Origin of the sequence: Hymenobacter coccineus, assembly GCF_001816125.1 — a bacterium.
Lineage (GTDB): Bacteria > Bacteroidota > Bacteroidia > Cytophagales > Hymenobacteraceae > Hymenobacter > Hymenobacter coccineus.
The window spans coordinates 1-13,831 of the sequence record NZ_MDZA01000043.1 but is presented as its reverse complement, the minus strand read 5'-3'; the positions used below and the strand labels follow the sequence as shown (position 1 = coordinate 13,831).

15 protein-coding genes are annotated in these 13,831 nt (G+C 63.2%); 8 read left to right on the top strand and 7 right to left on the bottom strand.

Annotation, left to right across the window (positions count from 1 at the left end; genetic code table 11):
- Positions 1-164: 164 nt before the first annotated feature.
- Positions 165-1,067 carry a dienelactone hydrolase family protein gene (locus tag BEN49_RS03510; RefSeq protein WP_083325728.1) on the top strand — a complete coding sequence of 301 codons (903 nt, stop codon included), beginning with the start codon at positions 165-167 and terminating at the stop codon, positions 1,065-1,067.
- A gap of 81 nt (positions 1,068-1,148) precedes the next feature.
- On the opposite strand, the gene BEN49_RS03505 is transcribed toward BEN49_RS03510, so the two are convergent.
- Positions 1,149-1,886: an SDR family oxidoreductase gene (locus tag BEN49_RS03505; RefSeq protein ID WP_070740818.1), complete on the bottom strand. Its 738-nt coding sequence runs from the start codon at positions 1,884-1,886 to the stop codon at positions 1,149-1,151.
- A 121-nt stretch (positions 1,887-2,007) separates the two neighbouring features.
- Here BEN49_RS03505 and pncA point away from each other — a divergent pair, with 121 nt between their 5' ends.
- Positions 2,008-2,625 (top strand): bifunctional nicotinamidase/pyrazinamidase, encoded by a 618-nt coding sequence (pncA, locus tag BEN49_RS03500; RefSeq protein ID WP_070740815.1) that lies wholly within the window; start codon positions 2,008-2,010, stop codon positions 2,623-2,625.
- A gap of 278 nt (positions 2,626-2,903) precedes the next feature.
- Here the strand turns inward: pncA and BEN49_RS03495 are convergent, their stop codons facing one another.
- Together BEN49_RS03495 and BEN49_RS03490 are read right to left on the bottom strand one after the other, a co-directional pair.
- The gene (locus BEN49_RS03495) at positions 2,904-4,031 is read right to left on the bottom strand and encodes a glycoside hydrolase family 43 protein (protein WP_070740812.1); all 1,128 of its coding nucleotides are present in this window, start codon (positions 4,029-4,031) and stop codon (positions 2,904-2,906) included.
- A gap of 97 nt (positions 4,032-4,128) precedes the next feature.
- Complete coding sequence (locus BEN49_RS03490) at positions 4,129-4,821, bottom strand: class I SAM-dependent methyltransferase (RefSeq protein ID WP_070740809.1); 693 nt, start codon at positions 4,819-4,821, stop codon at positions 4,129-4,131.
- A gap of 74 nt (positions 4,822-4,895) precedes the next feature.
- Here BEN49_RS03490 and BEN49_RS03485 point away from each other — a divergent pair, with 74 nt between their 5' ends.
- On the top strand, positions 4,896-5,435 hold the full coding sequence (locus tag BEN49_RS03485; protein ID WP_317040385.1) for a GNAT family N-acetyltransferase: 540 nt from the start codon (positions 4,896-4,898) through the stop codon (positions 5,433-5,435).
- Here BEN49_RS03485 and BEN49_RS03480 read toward each other — a convergent pair.
- From BEN49_RS03480 to BEN49_RS03470, 3 genes are all read right to left on the bottom strand, one after another.
- Positions 5,428-6,834, bottom strand: coding sequence for a DUF418 domain-containing protein (locus tag BEN49_RS03480; protein WP_070740806.1), 1,407 nt, complete (start codon positions 6,832-6,834; stop codon positions 5,428-5,430). The genes BEN49_RS03485 and BEN49_RS03480 overlap by 8 nt on opposite strands.
- Before the next feature lie 93 nt (positions 6,835-6,927).
- Positions 6,928-8,646 carry a GMC oxidoreductase gene (locus tag BEN49_RS03475; protein ID WP_070740803.1) on the bottom strand — a complete coding sequence of 573 codons (1,719 nt, stop codon included), beginning with the start codon at positions 8,644-8,646 and terminating at the stop codon, positions 6,928-6,930.
- Positions 8,633-9,199 carry a gluconate 2-dehydrogenase subunit 3 family protein gene (locus BEN49_RS03470; protein ID WP_070740800.1) on the bottom strand — a complete coding sequence of 189 codons (567 nt, stop codon included), beginning with the start codon at positions 9,197-9,199 and terminating at the stop codon, positions 8,633-8,635. Before BEN49_RS03470 ends, BEN49_RS03475 begins: the two co-directional genes overlap by 14 nt.
- A gap of 349 nt (positions 9,200-9,548) precedes the next feature.
- Between BEN49_RS03470 and BEN49_RS29190 the strand changes: the two genes are divergently transcribed.
- The 3 genes from BEN49_RS29190 to BEN49_RS03460 are packed head-to-tail and all read left to right on the top strand — an operon-like array spanning position 9,549 to position 11,578.
- Entirely contained in the window at positions 9,549-10,139 is a 591-nt protein-coding gene (locus BEN49_RS29190; RefSeq protein ID WP_239691801.1) for a hypothetical protein, read from the top strand.
- On the top strand, positions 10,070-11,062 hold the full coding sequence (locus BEN49_RS03465) for a TolB family protein (RefSeq protein ID WP_239691800.1): 993 nt from the start codon (positions 10,070-10,072) through the stop codon (positions 11,060-11,062). Before BEN49_RS29190 ends, BEN49_RS03465 begins: the two co-directional genes overlap by 70 nt.
- Positions 11,063-11,098: 36 nt before the next feature.
- Positions 11,099-11,578 (top strand): VOC family protein, encoded by a 480-nt coding sequence (locus BEN49_RS03460; protein ID WP_083325727.1) that lies wholly within the window; start codon positions 11,099-11,101, stop codon positions 11,576-11,578.
- Between the two features lie 100 nt (positions 11,579-11,678).
- Here the strand turns inward: BEN49_RS03460 and BEN49_RS03455 are convergent, their stop codons facing one another.
- On the bottom strand, positions 11,679-12,566 hold the full coding sequence (locus BEN49_RS03455) for a 3-keto-disaccharide hydrolase (protein ID WP_070740797.1): 888 nt from the start codon (positions 12,564-12,566) through the stop codon (positions 11,679-11,681).
- 230 nt (positions 12,567-12,796) lie between these two features.
- Between BEN49_RS03455 and BEN49_RS29185 the strand changes: the two genes are divergently transcribed.
- On the top strand, positions 12,797-13,183 hold the full coding sequence (locus BEN49_RS29185; RefSeq protein ID WP_239691799.1) for a hypothetical protein: 387 nt from the start codon (positions 12,797-12,799) through the stop codon (positions 13,181-13,183).
- Complete coding sequence (locus BEN49_RS29180) at positions 13,144-13,680, top strand: sugar phosphate isomerase/epimerase family protein (RefSeq protein ID WP_239691798.1); 537 nt, start codon at positions 13,144-13,146, stop codon at positions 13,678-13,680. Before BEN49_RS29185 ends, BEN49_RS29180 begins: the two co-directional genes overlap by 40 nt.
- Positions 13,681-13,831 lie beyond the last annotated feature (151 nt).

The window sequence follows — 13,831 nt, the reverse complement described above, 5'->3', positions numbered from 1 at the left end:
CCGGTAATCGTTGAATTGCTTGGCTGGCCCGGGGGCCCCAACGATTACCGGGCAGCCGGCGAAAAGCCGGCAGCCCGGCCAAATGCCGCACCCATCACAAACAATTGCCGTTCTGTCCAGCTTAATGGCCCACTCCAAGTAATTCTCACTCCAATCCAACACTGATGAAACAGTTTTTCCTCGCCGCTGGGGCCGCCCTGGCCCTGCTGGCCACCCCGGCCCTGGCCCAAAAAGCCCAGAAGCTCGCCCCGATGGCCCCCATGGCCAGCTGCTGCGCCAAGCCCGTGGCCGCCACCGAAACCTTCGCCATGCTGGCCTCCAGCGAGGAATTCGTGAATAGCCACGACACGCCCCTGCCCTACACCTACCAGGGTGCGGGCGAAACCATTGCGTTCAAAACCTCGGACGGTACCGACGGCCACGGCTTCGAAATCAAAAGCGCCACGCCTAGCAACAAGTACCTGTTCGTGATCCACGAGTACTGGGGCCTAAACGATTACATCAAGAAGGAAGCCGCCCAGTACGCTCAGGAGCTGCCCGGCGTCAACGTTATCGCCGTGGACTTGTACGACGGCAAGGTGGCCACCACCCAGGCCGAAGCCGGCCAGTACATGGCCGCCGTGAAAACCGAGCGCGCCACCGCCATCCTCCAGGGCGCCGAGGCCTACGCGGGCCCCAAGGCGGCGTTTGCCTCCATCGGCTGGTGCTTCGGCGGCGGCTGGAGCTTGCAGGAAGCCCTGCTGGGCGGCAAGCAAACGGTGGGCTGCGTGATGTACTACGGCATGCCCGAGAAGAACGTCGCCCGCCTCAAGTCGCTGAACACCGACGTATTGAGCATCTTCGCCGCGCAAGACAAGTGGATCAACCCCGAGGTGGTAGCCCAGTTCCAGAAGGACATGGCCGCCGCCGGCAAGAAGGTGACCATCAAGAGCTACGACGCCGACCACGCTTTCGCCAACCCCTCGAACCCCAAGTACAAGCAAGACGATGCGGCCGACGCCCACAAGCTCGCCCTGGCGTATCTGAAAACGAAGTTCGCTAACGCCAAAGTGGCCAAGAAAGCATAAGCAGCTTTCCCACGCTTTTACTGCAAAAAGGCCACCTGGAATAATCCAGGTGGCCTTTTTATTGACGCTGGGGCCCCAGGTTTAGCGGTTGTTCATGCGTTGAAAAACGACGTCTAGCTCGGCGCGTGAGGCTAAGCGCGACTGCTCCGAAGAGCCGTACCCAACCTCCTGCTCGCCGGCGGCGAGGCGGGCCATCACGGCGTCGGCAAAGGCATCGAGCGGTTCGCCGAACGTGTGCAGGCCGGGGCCCCCAAGGTCGGTATTCACGGCCGGCGGCACGATTTCTAGCACCTGCACGCCCACGGCCGCCAGCTCGTGGCGCAGCGTGAGGGTGAGCGAATGCAGCGCCGCCTTGGTGGCGCAGTACACCGGCATCATCGCCATGGGCGCGAAGGCCAGGCCCGAGGTGACGTTGATAACCGCCGCGCCGGGTTGCTGGCGCAGGTGCGGCACGAGCAGCGTGGCCAGGTGAATGGGCGCGTCGAAGTTGGTGGCGATTTCCTGGCGGCGGGTTTCCCAGGCCACGGTGGCGTCGGTGAGGGACAGGCGGTTCTGGATACCAGCGTTGTTCACCAGCACGTTCAACGCCGGAAATTCGGCGGTGGCCCAGGCCACCAGGGCTTCGCGGTCGGCGGCGTCGGCCACGTCGGCCACGCGGGTGTGCAGGCCGGGGTGCTGCCGCTGGGCTTCAGCCAGCTTGTCGACCCGCCGGCCGCAGACGATGACGGTGCTGCCGGCGTGCAGGAAGCGGGCGGCTAGCGCCAGGCCAATGCCCGAGGCGCCGCCGGTAATCAGGACGGTGTTGTTGGAGAGGTTCATAAGGAAAGAATTAAGCGGATGCTCCGCCCGTTGTTGGGGCCCCAACAACGGGGCCCGCGGCCGGGTTTTGGCGCCGGGGCCCTACTTTTCGGGCCCCAAACCTTTCGCCCCTCCCCTGCCCATGAACGCCCTGCTGCTGATTGACGTGCAAAACGATTTCGTGCCCGGCGGCGCGCTGGCCGTACCCAAGGGCGACGCCATCATCGCGCAGCTCAACGAATTGCAGCCGAAATTTGACCTCGTGGTGGCGTCGCAGGACTGGCACCCGGCCGGGCACCGCAGCTTCGCCACAACCCACCCGGGCCACGCAGCCTTCACCGAAATCGAGTGGCAAGGCCGGCCCCAGATGCTGTGGCCCGACCACTGCGTGCAGGGCTCGCCCGGCGCCAACCTGCACGCCGCCCTGAACACGGACCGCGTGGAGGCCATCTTCCGCAAAGGCACCAACCCCAACATTGATTCGTACAGCGCCTTCTTCGACAACGGCCACCTAAAGGCCACCGGCCTGGGAGCCTACCTGCGCGGCCGCCGCGTCACGCGGGTGTACGTGGCCGGCCTGGCCGCTGACTACTGCGTGTACTTCACCGCCAAAGACGCGCTGGCCGAAGGCTTCGAAGCCGTGGTGCTGGAAGACGCCACCCGCGCTATTTCAGCCGACGGCTGGCAGGCGGCGAAGAAGGATTTGCTCGATTTAGGGGCCCTGGTGCAAACTAGCCACGCCGGCTTGCGCGAGCCGTAACTGGGCAGTGGGGTAGAACGGGGTGGTCCGGCGACTTTTTCAGTCGTCGGGCCACTCTTACTACAAACCGGGGCCCCAGTTTTTTTTAGCAAGAGTGGCCCGATGACTGAAAAAGTCGCCGGACCACCTCGGTTTAGACCGTCACCAAAAAACGTCATGCTGAACGAAGTGAAGCATCTCTATCGCGCCAGTAACTAACTACTTACGCGTGAAAGATGCTTCACTTCGTTCAGCATGACCGTTTTTTGGTCAGCAATAAGCTTCTTTAATACAGCCCGTTACGGGGTGATGGTGGCGATGCTGCCGTCGGAGTTACGCTTCAGCTCGGTCACTTTCACGTTACGCAGCCAGGTTTTGCCGCTGAGCTGGGTGTCGTGGTAGAAGATGTACCACTTGCCTTTGAACTCAATGATGGAGTGGTGCGTCGTCCAGCCTTCCACCGGCTTCATAATCACACCTTTGTAGGTGAAGGGGCCGTAGGGCGAGGTGCCCACGGCGTACACCAGCAGGTGTGTGTCGCCGGTTGAGTACGAGAAGTAGTACTTGCCCTGGTACTTGTGCAGCCAGCCGCCCTCGAAGAAGCGGTGCTTGGCGTCGCTGGCCAGCAGGGGCTTGCCGAGCGAATCGAGGATGGTGATTTCCTTCACTGGGCCGGCGAAGTGCTTCATGTCGGCGCTGAGCGCGGCCACCCGGGCCCCCACGGCGGGCTCGTTGCCATCGGGCTTTTTGTCGGGCGCGGCGGCGTTGTACTTGCCCGTGGCCCAGCGCTGGAGCTGCCCGCCCCAGAGGCCCCCAAAGTACATGTAGGCCTTGCCATCAGTGTCGGCAAACACGGCCGGGTCGATGCTGAAGCTGCCGACGATGGGCGTGGCCTCGGCCTTGAACGGGCCGGTGGGCGACGGGCTGGTAGCCACGCCGATGCGGAACACGTCCTGCTTGTCCTTCACCGGGAAATACAGGTAGTAAGTGCCGTTTTTGAAGGCCGCATCGGGGGCCCACAACTGGCGGCCGGCCCACGGAATGTCCTTGGTGTCCAGCGCCACGCCGTTATCGGTCACCTTGCCGCCGATGCTGTCGAGCGACAGGATGCGGTAGTCGCGCATGGCGAAGTGGTCGCCGTTGTCGTTCTCCGGAATGCCCGCCTCGATGTCGTGCGAGGGGTAAATATAAATCTTGCCGTTGAAGACGTGCGCCGATGGGTCGGCGGTGTAGATGTCGCGCACGAGCGGCTGGGCCAGGTATTTCTTGCCGGTCGAGTCGGCCTTGGCGCCGGGGGCCCCGGGCGCAGCGGCATCGGTGGCAGCGGCGGATTTCTGTTCGGTGGGCTGGCTTTGGCAGGCGGCGAGCAGCGCGGGCACCGCCAGCAGCAAGGCCGGGCGGCGCAACGTGAATGAATTGAGGAGCATGGGGGTGGGCTGAATCGTTGTTGGCGCAAGGTACACGCCCGTTTTTTACCCTACCTATCGGTCTCGATGAGGATAGTTTGCGCCGGTAATTCCCGCATTATTTCTCGGCACCGACCGCGCGCGGGGCTCCCCACACGGCCTGCCGCGCTACGCCGCCGGGGCCCCGCCGCCCGCGCCACCACCGCCAGCAGCGGGTCGCCGACGCGGGGGCTGCGGTCAAGCAGCTCAATATTGTCCCAGCGCCGGCGGCCAGCAGGAAGCGCCGCACCAGGGCCAGGTGGCCGCGGTCGTCGAGGGCGTGCCAGGCGGCAATGGCCTTGCTGGGGAAGCAGCGGTTGGAGAAGGTGACGACCAGCGGGGCCCCGGGCCGCAGCACGCGGGCCAGCTCGCGCAGCACCGCCACGGGCTGGGTAAGGTAGTCGATGGATACGCAGATAGCGGCCCCATCAAACTCGTTATCAGCGTATTCAAGCGTAGGCGTCTGGTTGAGGTCCTGCACCGCGCGCTCAGTCAGGCGGGGGTTGGCGCGCAGTTCGGCGGCGTTCATGCCCAGGCCCGCCACGCGGCGGTAGGGCACGTCGGCGGGCAGGTGGCTCACCCAGCTGCTCATCAGATCGAGCAGGGCCCCACCGGCCGAAAAGTACTCGCGGTAGAGCTGCGTAACGGCGGCAATGGCCCCGTCGTCGATGTGCGTGACGAAGCGCGGGGCCTGGTAAAACTGCGCGTCGGGGGTTTCGTCCTGGCGGCGGAAGGCTTCGGGGGGAATGGCGTGGGCGTCGTCGGGGCTCATAAAACGGGAGAATAGCTGCGGGCTAAACGGCCCCGGGGCCCCCGGGGGTTGCGCTGGCCGGTTACTTTTGCGCCGTGCTGCCCGCCCCCACCCTTCGCCCCGCCACCGCCGCCGACGTGCCCGCGCTGGCCGCCCTCGTCAACGCCGCCTACCGCGGCGAGGCCTCCCGCCAATCCTGGACCACCGAAGCGCACCTGCTCGACGGCCCCCGCATCGACGAGGCCGCGTTGCACGAGCTGCTGGGGGCCCCGGGCGGCGGGTTTCTGCTGGCCGTGGGGCCCGGCGGCCAGCTGGTGGGCGGCGTGTACCTGCAGGCGCAGGGCCCCCGCCTCTACCTGGGCACGCTGGCTGTGGCCCCCGCGGCGCAGGCGCACGGCCTGGGCCGCCGCCTGCTCGACGCCGCCGAAGCGCAGGCCCGGCAGCAAGGCTGCACCCACCTGAAAATCACCGTCGTAGCAGCCCGCACGGAGCTACTGGCTTGGTACGAGCGCCGCGGCTACGTGCGCACCGGCGCCACCGAGCCGTTCCCCGATACCACGCGCTTTGGCCGGCCCCGCCAGCCGCTGGCGCTGGTGGTGCTGGAGAAAGCGGTGGCAACGGAGAAGGCTACATAGCCGGCTCGGCCGCCAGGGCCCCGGCTACGGGTACGGCTGGGCTAATCGCGCCCTGGAAGCGCCGCATGGGCTGCACTTGCCAGTACGTGAGGCTGCGCCACAGCCACTCAAGCGGACCGAAGAGGAAGTATTTCAGCCAGATGGGGCTGATAATGAGTTGCACCGCCCAGATGCCGGCCACCACGAAATAGAGCTGGTAGTATTGCAAGTCGGCGTAATAATTCAGGCCGTAGCCGAAGAAAATGAGCGTGCAGAACACCGTCTGCATGATGTAGTTGGTGAAGGCCATCTGGCCCACGGCGGCCAGCCGGCGCGTCAGGCCCTGCCACACCCCGGCTTGGTGCAGCAGTAGCAGCACGCTGCTGTGGGCCAGCACCAGCGCAATGCGCTGCACCGGGTAAATGAGGCCTGCCCAAGCGACGGCGTGCGTTTCGATGTAGGCAATTTGGGCGGCCGCCCCCGTGCCGCGCTGGTAGTATAGGTAAAAGCTGAGCAGCACCAGCGGCAGGCCCACGGCGTAGCCCCAGATAGCCGTTTTCAGGTACTGCGCCCGCGACCACTGCCCGGTAAAAAAGCCCCATTTGAACAGGGCAATGCCGAGCAGCATCAGCGCCAGCGCGTCCGGAATGGTAAAAAACAGGTATTTCGTTTGCGAATCCCAGGTGGGGCGGCGGATGCGCTCTGCCACACCGGCGTAGTTCGATTTCATCTGGCGCGTGTGCTCGGCCACCTGGGCTGGGTCGGGCAGGTGGTCTTTTTCCATCGTCTGCCACTCGGCCACTTGCTCCTTTTGGGTGGCCATGAGGGGTTGGTGCCGGCGCTGCGCCGCCTGCGCGGCCACGTAGCCAAACCGCACGGTGCGCACGTGCTGGAAGAACAGCGTGCTGGCCGCAAAGCCCAGCACCGCTACCAGCGGCACGCCCAGCGCCAGGTACTTCGCCGGCAGCTTGCGGAACAAAAAGGCCAGCATGCCGCCGATGCCGTAGAAATAGAGAATGTCGCCTTCCCACAGTAGCAGGTGCGCGTGGAGGAGCCCGAACAGCACCAGCCAGCCCATGCGTCGGTAAAACAGCCCCGCCACGGGCAGCCCGGCCCGCTCCTTGCGCAGGACAAACAGCACGATGCCAGCCCCAAAAATCATCGAAAACAGGGCCCGCATCTTGCCCTCGAACAGCACCTCGATGACGGCATATGTCCAAAAATTGGCGCTGTGCAGGTCGTGCCGAAACCCGTCGGTGGAGCGCTCGGGCAGCGCGAAATACGGGATGTTCATCATCAAAATCCCCAGTAGGGCCACGCCGCGCAGCATGTCGAGATTCTGGAGGCGGTCGGCCTGGGCCACGGGGCCACGGAGGGCGGCGGTGGGCAGTGGCGGGGCGAGGTAAGTATCGGCGGCCATGCTATCAAACGAAAAGTGAGGAACAGAATAATAAATATATACAATTTATTATTCTGTTCCTCACATTAATCAAGCGGCTGGCCCGCCGGGGCCCTACACCACGCCGCCGCGGGCCGCGGCCTTCACCGCGTAGTCCACGGCGCGGGCGGTAAGGGCCATGTAGGTGAGCGAGGGGTTTTGGGTGGAGGTTGACGTCATGCAGGCGCCGTCGGTCACAAACACGTTGGGGCAGGCGTGCAGCTGGTTCCACTCGTTGAGGAGCGACGTTTTAGGGTCGCGGCCCATGCGCACGCCGCCCATCTCATGGATGTCGAGGCCCGGGGCCTGGCCCGAATCCTCAGTTTTGATGTTGGTGAAGCCCGCCTGGGTGAACATTTCGCTGAGCTGCTCGAAATAGTCCTGCTTCATTTTGGCGTCGTTGTCGTCGTAGGCCACCGAAATGTTCAGCAGCGGCATGCCCCACTCGTCCTTGCGGGTGGCGTCGAGGCGCACGTGGTTGGTTTCCTTCGGGATGGTTTCGCCCATCATGTGCGAGCCCACTGTCCAGGGCCCAAACTTCGGGTGCAGAATACTGTCCTTGAACCCGTTGCCAATGGCGTGCTCCGTGTGGTCGAGGCCGCGGTGGGCCCCCAGGCCGGCGGCGTAGCCGCGTAGGAAGTTGGTTTCCTGCTTGAACACGTTGCGGAAGCGCGGGATGTAGCCGCCGCCCGCCGGGTTGCGGCCGTCGGTGGTCAGGTCTTTGGCGCCGTCGTACTCCGCCGTCACGTGGGCGCTGTAGTTGTGGAAGGCCACAAATTTGCCCATCAGCCCGTTGTCGTTGCCCAGGCCCTGCGGGAAGCGGTGCGAGGTCGAGTTCAGCAGCAACAAATTGGTGTTCAGGGCCCCGGCGTTCACGAATACGATGCGGGCGTAGTACTCAGTCGTGGCCTTGGTGTGGGTATCCACCACCCGGACGCCGGTGGCGCGCTGCTTCTGCTCGTCGTATAAAATGGCCTGCACCACCTGGTTGGGCTTGAGCGTGAGCAGGCCCGACTTCTGGGCCCACGGCAGCGTGCTGGAGTTGCTGCTGAAGTAGCCGCCGAACGGGCAGCCGCGCTGGCACAGCACCCGGTTTTGGCACTGCACCCGGCCCTGCTCGTAGTGCACCGGGTTGGGCTTGGACAGGTGCGCGCAGCGGGCGCTGATGACGTGGCGGCTGGGGTACTTCTCCTTGACCTGCTGGCGGAAATAGTTCTCCACCGCGTTCAGCGGATAAGCCGGCAGAAACTCCCCGTCGGGCAGCTCGGCCAGGCCGTCGGCGTGCCCGCTGATGCCGGCAAACTTCTCCACGTAGCTGTACCACGGGGCCACGTCTTTGTAGCGAATGGGCCAGTCCACGGCAAATCCGTCGCGCGCGGGGCCCTCAAAATCAAAGTCGCTCCAGCGCTGGGTTTGCCGGGCCCACATCAGCGACTTGCCGCCCACTTGGTAGCCCCGGATCCAGTCGAACGGCTTTTCCTGCACGTAGGGGTGCTCGGTGTCCTTCACGAAGAAGTGCATGGCGTCTTCGCGGAAGGCGTAACACCGGCTGATGACCGGGTTAGCTTCCTTTACGGCGAAGGGCACCGCCCCGCCGTGCGGGAATTCCCAAGGCATGAGGTTAGTGGTGGGGTAGTCCTTCAGGTGCTGCACGTCGCGGCCGCGCTCCAGCACCAGCGTCTTCAAGCCCTTGCCGGTCAGCTCTTTGGCTGCCCAGCCGCCCGCCATGCCCGAGCCGATAACGATGGCGTCGTAGGTCTGCGCCTTCACGCTGTCGATGTTAAGATTGGCCATGGTGGGACTGGGACAGGTTGATGTCTTTGATGGGGAAATAACCGTTGTAGCGGCTCGGCACGAGCTCGTACAGAATCTGTTGGGTCAGGAAATACTTACTGCCGGTGTAGCCCGAAATCGTCAGCCGCTTGGCCGTTCTGTAGAAGCTCACCAAATCGGCCGAAAAGCCCTTTTCCTGCTCGATGCCTTGCAGCAGGGCCAGCCGCTGGGCGGGGCTACACCCCAAAAACGGCTGCGCATGGCGCTGCTGGGCCGCCTCGTCGAGCTGGCCCAGGCCGGCCTGAAACGCCCGCTGCTCGTCTTTACCGAAGCAGTCGTCCAGCATTTTCAGCACGTACTGGGGCACGCCCAAGTCCTTGGCGCCGGGCGTGTCGGTTTTGGGGAGAATGGTTTCGCAGACCTCGGCGAAGGTCTTTTCCTGGCGGGCGTTTATGGCCAGGTGCCGCAGCGGCACGGAGGCTGGCAGTTCGGCTGGGGGGTGCGAGCAGGCGGGCAGCAGCACGGTGGCGCCGGCCACGAGGGCAAAGTTTCGGAGGGCGGTGCGCCGGTTCATGGCAGGGACGTTTGGCGGTGGGAAGCCCAGCAAATTATAAATTTCCTGCCATTCACTCGTCCGCGACGGCGGTACCCGTCCATTTTGTATCAATAAATGAGCGTTTTTAAGCACTTAGCGCCGTGCGGTACAGGGCGCGAGACCAGTGGGCGTTAACCCAACCAATCAGCAAAAAACCGGCGAACTGCGCCGTTATTAGCTTGCTCTATCATTACGCCAGTGAAATTGAAATAGTAGCTTTTCAGGCCGCATTGCCGCCATTGCCGTGGCTTGGGGCCCCAGCGTTGCGCGCAGCTTGTATTATTACGCAATCGATTTTCTTCCACATGGTCCTCTCCATCCTTTGTTCATGAAAAATCTTACGCAAAAGGCCATTTTTGCCTTGCTTTTGTTACTACTGGGCGGGGCAGCGCGGGCTCAGCCGTTGGGCATATTCGAGGGCAGCCAAGATATTGGTGCCAACGTGCGGCCCGGCATGGCTACCTACTTGCCCGCCACGCAGCAGTACATCATCTCCGGGGCGGGCTACAACATTTGGTTCGACCACGACGAGCTGCACTACGTCTACAAGAAAATCAAGGGCGATTTTATTCTCTACGCCCGGGCCGAATTTGTGGGCCAAAACGGCGTGGACCCGCACCGCAAAGTGGGCTGGATGGTGCGCAAAAACCTCGACGGCAACTCGCCCCAGGTGAACGCCGTCGCGCACGGCGACGGGCTCACCGCCTTGCAGTACCGCCGCACGGCGGGGCCCCCACCGAGGAGACCCGCGCCAAAGTCACCCACGCCAACATCCTCCAGCTCGAACGCAAGGGCACCACCTACACGCTGCGCGCCGCGGCGTTTGGGCAGCCGTTTGAAACCCAGCAGGTGGCCGACGTGGACCTGGGCGACGACGTGTACGTGGGCCTGTTCGTGGGGTCGCACAACGCGGACGTGACCGAAACGGGCGTTTTCCGCGACGTGCGCATCGCGGTGCCGGCTCACGATGGCTTGGTGCAATACAAGGAATACCTGGGCAGCCGCCTCGAACTGCTAGACGTGGCCACCGGCAACCGGGAGGTTATTTACACGTCGCCCAAGTCGCTCCAGGCCCCCAACTGGCGGCCCGACGGTAAGAGCCTGATTTACAACAGCGAGGGGCGCATGTACAACTTCGACCTCGCCACCCGGCAGCCCGCGCCGCTGCCCACCGGCGACGTTACCAACAACAACAACGACCACGTGCTGTCCTTCGATGGCAAAATGCTGGGCCTAAGCAGCGGCGTGGAAAAGCTGGGCGGCTCGATTGCCTACACCGTGGCCGCCACCGGGGGCACGCCCCGGCAAGTGACGCCCCGGGGCCCCTCCTACCTGCACAGCTGGTCGCCCGACGGCCGGTACTTGCTCTTCACCGGGCAGCGCCACGACGATTTTGACATTTACCGCATTCCCGCCCGCGGCGGCAAGGAAGTGAACCTCACCGCCACCGCGGGCCTCGACGATGGCCCCGAGTACACGCCCGACGGGCGCTACATTTACTTCAATTCCAACCGCACCGGCACCATGCAGCTGTGGCGCATGAAGGCCGACGGCAGCCAGCAAGAAGCCATCACCCACGGCGAGTACCAGGACTGGTTTCCGCACGTGTCGCCGGACGGCAAGTGGCTGGCCTTCGTGTCGTTTTTAAAGGACGAAGTGGGCCCCGGCGACCACCCGTTCTACAAGCACGTGTACCTGCGCCTGCTGCCCGTGGCCGGCGGCGAGCCCAAAGTAATTGCCTACCTGTACGGCGGCCAGGGCACCATGAACACGCCCTCGTGGTCGCCCGACAGCAAGCGCCTGGCGTTCATCAGCAACACCACCGGTTCTGAAAACCAATAGTTTACCAATGAAACCCACCTGTCCAACTCAACAGCAATGCGTTTTTTAACCACTAGCCGCAAGGTATTATTTAGCGGCCTGCTGGCGCTCGGCGCGCTTGGCTTGAGCGCCGCCCCGGCCCGGGCCCAGGAAGTGCCCGTGGCCGTGAACCACACGGCCCTGTACGTGTACGACTTAGGCAAAAGCACGGCGTTTTACCGCGACGTGATGAACTTGCAGGAAATCCCGGAGCCGTTCAAAGACGGCAAGCACGTGTGGTTCCGCACGGGGCCCCACAGCCAGCTGCACATCATCCAGGGGGCGGCGCGGGTCGAAGACCACGACATCAACACCCACATGGCATTCCGCGTGAAGGACTTGCCGGCCTTTATGGCGCACCTCAACCAAACCAAGGTGCGCTACGGCGCCTGGAAGGGCGAAGAGAAGCTCACCACGGTCCGCCCCGACGGCATCAAGCAAGTTTATTTGCAAGACCCCGACAATTTCTGGCTGGAAGTGAACGACGACAAATTTTAGGTACTGGTTAAAAACGATTGACCCGACGACAGAGAAAGTCACCGGGCCAATCCGTTTTTAACCATTACCAAATGCTAGCCCGGCGCGGGGCCCCCAGTCCTCATTTGCTGCTGAAGTAGCGGGCGTACTGGGCGGGCATGGCGTCGAGGGGCTTGATTTGGATGCCCTTGTAAAACACTTCGGCGGCTTCGCTTTGCAGCTGAATTTTGCCGTGCGTGAGCGGCTGGCGCTGGCCATTGACGATGGCCGACGAGTTGCGCACGGCCATCACCACGTGGCCGTTCACAATGTGCACGCTTTGGCCGTTCACGCTAATCAATTCCAGCTCGTTCCACTGGCCGTTGGGCACTTCGTAGTTGGCCGCGGCGTAGCAGAAATTGCCCCCCCCGTTGCCCATGGCCACCGGCGCGGCGGCGGGATTAAACCGTAGCGTGTCGCGGGTGGCGCTGCGGGCCGCCGTGATGTCGCTCGCCGAATTGGCGATGCACCAGTAGTCGCCCATGGCATTACCCTTCTGGTATTCCGACACTTGAAATTCCTGGCTCAGCATCCAGCTGTGCCAGTAATCCACGCCGCTGGGGCCCTGGCTGTTGTAGAGCACGCCGCTGTCCAGGGGTTCGTCGAGGCGGGGCGGCCACTTTTTGGTGCCCCATTTCACCTTCAGCTTCAGGTCGTAATTCGCAAAATCCTGCCGGGTAAATACGCAGCCGTAAATCTCCCCGCTAATGCGCAGCACGGGTTCGCCGTCCTGCATCGCCACGGAGAAGACGTTGGCCTCGTTTTTATCGTAGCCGATGGGCGGCACCACGCGGCCCTGGGCATCGGTGGGCACCTTGCCGGCGTAGCCCAGCTGGTAGCGGTAGCTTTGGTACGTCTGCCACTGGCTCAGCTTCTTATCGAGCAGCGGCGTCCAGCCCCGGGGCTCCTTGGGGCCCGCCCCACCCAGCAGCAGCGTGGCCCCGAGGGCCGCAAAAATCATCTTTTTCATGTGGTACCGCAGTAATTAATTAAGGGCGTGAAGGCACTTCAAATCTAGTCAATTTGGCGCGGGGAAACAGGCAAGCGAACCGCAGGGGCCTACCGCCGGCACTATTTCTCGGCGCTTGCGGCCAAGTGTTACGCTTTTTAGGTACCAAACTTGCACAAGGCCCTATCTTGCCGCACGTTTTACGCTTTCAACCGCCGGCAAGTATTTCCCCACCCAACCCCTTCCCGCCCATGATTTCCCGCAGAAACTTTCTCTCGTCGGCCGCCCTGCTCTCCGCTGGGGTGCTAATGGCGCCGTCCGCATTTGCCTACAACAAGCGCTACATCGGCTTGCAGCTCTACACCGTGCGCGAGGCCATGGCGAAGGACCCCGCCGGCACCCTGGCCCAACTGGCCAAAATCGGCTACAACTCAGTGGAAGGCGCTACTTACACGGGCACCCAGATGTTCTACGGCATGACGCCCAAGGCCTTCGCCGCTGTGCTCAAGCAAAACGGCCTCATCATGCCCAGCGCGCACTACATGCTGGGCGAAGCGCAGATGAACGGGGCCCCCACGAAGGGCACCATCCTGCACGAGTGGACCGCGCCGTGGACGACGCGGCCGCGGCCGGCGTGAATTACATGGTGTGCGCGTACCTGCTCGACTCGGAGCGCGGCCCCCTGGAGCACTACAAGTACATAGCCGAGCAGCTCAACAAGGCCGGCGAGCGGTGCAAAAAGTCCGGCATCCAGCTCTGCTACCACAACCACGATTTCGAATTCGCGGCCCAGGACGGCAAGCTGCCCTACGACCTGCTGCTGAACACCACCGATAAGAACTTGGTAAAGATGGAGATGGACCTGTACTGGATGGCCAAGGCCGGCCAGGACCCGCTGGCCTTGTTCAAGCAGCACCCCGGCCGCTTCCCGCTCTGGCACGTGAAGGACATGGACCGCACGCCGGAGAAAGCCTTCACCGAAGTGGGCAACGGCAGCATCGATTTCAAAAAGATATTCGCCCACGCCGACGAGGCCGGCATGAAATATTTCTTCGTGGAGCAAGATAAGACCCCCGCCTCGCCCTTCGACAGCATCACCAAGAGCATTTCTTATATCAAGAAAAATCTGGCCTAGCCGCGGGTACTACCACGGCTCGAATTAATTAATACCATTAGGGGCACGAATCGACTAGGGCCCTGAACTGGATATTAATTAATTCGTGAGCGAAACCTAGTTATTACTGACCTACAGCTGGCAATTCTCGAATCCAGATATTGCGGAAGCT

Coding starts and splice junctions, on each gene's coding strand:
- BEN49_RS03510 (WP_083325728.1), top strand. CDS start 165: ATGAAACAGTTTTTCCTCGCCGCTGGGGCCGCCCTGGCCCTGCTGGCC.
- BEN49_RS03505 (WP_070740818.1), bottom strand. CDS start 1,886: ATGAACCTCTCCAACAACACCGTCCTGATTACCGGCGGCGCCTCGGGC.
- pncA (WP_070740815.1), top strand. CDS start 2,008: ATGAACGCCCTGCTGCTGATTGACGTGCAAAACGATTTCGTGCCCGGC.
- BEN49_RS03495 (WP_070740812.1), bottom strand. CDS start 4,031: ATGCTCCTCAATTCATTCACGTTGCGCCGCCCGGCCTTGCTGCTGGCG.
- BEN49_RS03490 (WP_070740809.1), bottom strand. CDS start 4,821: ATGAGCCCCGACGACGCCCACGCCATTCCCCCCGAAGCCTTCCGCCGC.
- BEN49_RS03480 (WP_070740806.1), bottom strand. CDS start 6,834: ATGGCCGCCGATACTTACCTCGCCCCGCCACTGCCCACCGCCGCCCTC.
- BEN49_RS03475 (WP_070740803.1), bottom strand. CDS start 8,646: ATGGCCAATCTTAACATCGACAGCGTGAAGGCGCAGACCTACGACGCC.
- BEN49_RS03470 (WP_070740800.1), bottom strand. CDS start 9,199: ATGAACCGGCGCACCGCCCTCCGAAACTTTGCCCTCGTGGCCGGCGCC.
- BEN49_RS29190 (WP_239691801.1), top strand. CDS start 9,549: ATGAAAAATCTTACGCAAAAGGCCATTTTTGCCTTGCTTTTGTTACTA.
- BEN49_RS03460 (WP_083325727.1), top strand. CDS start 11,099: ATGCGTTTTTTAACCACTAGCCGCAAGGTATTATTTAGCGGCCTGCTG.
- BEN49_RS03455 (WP_070740797.1), bottom strand. CDS start 12,566: ATGAAAAAGATGATTTTTGCGGCCCTCGGGGCCACGCTGCTGCTGGGT.
- BEN49_RS29185 (WP_239691799.1), top strand. CDS start 12,797: ATGATTTCCCGCAGAAACTTTCTCTCGTCGGCCGCCCTGCTCTCCGCT.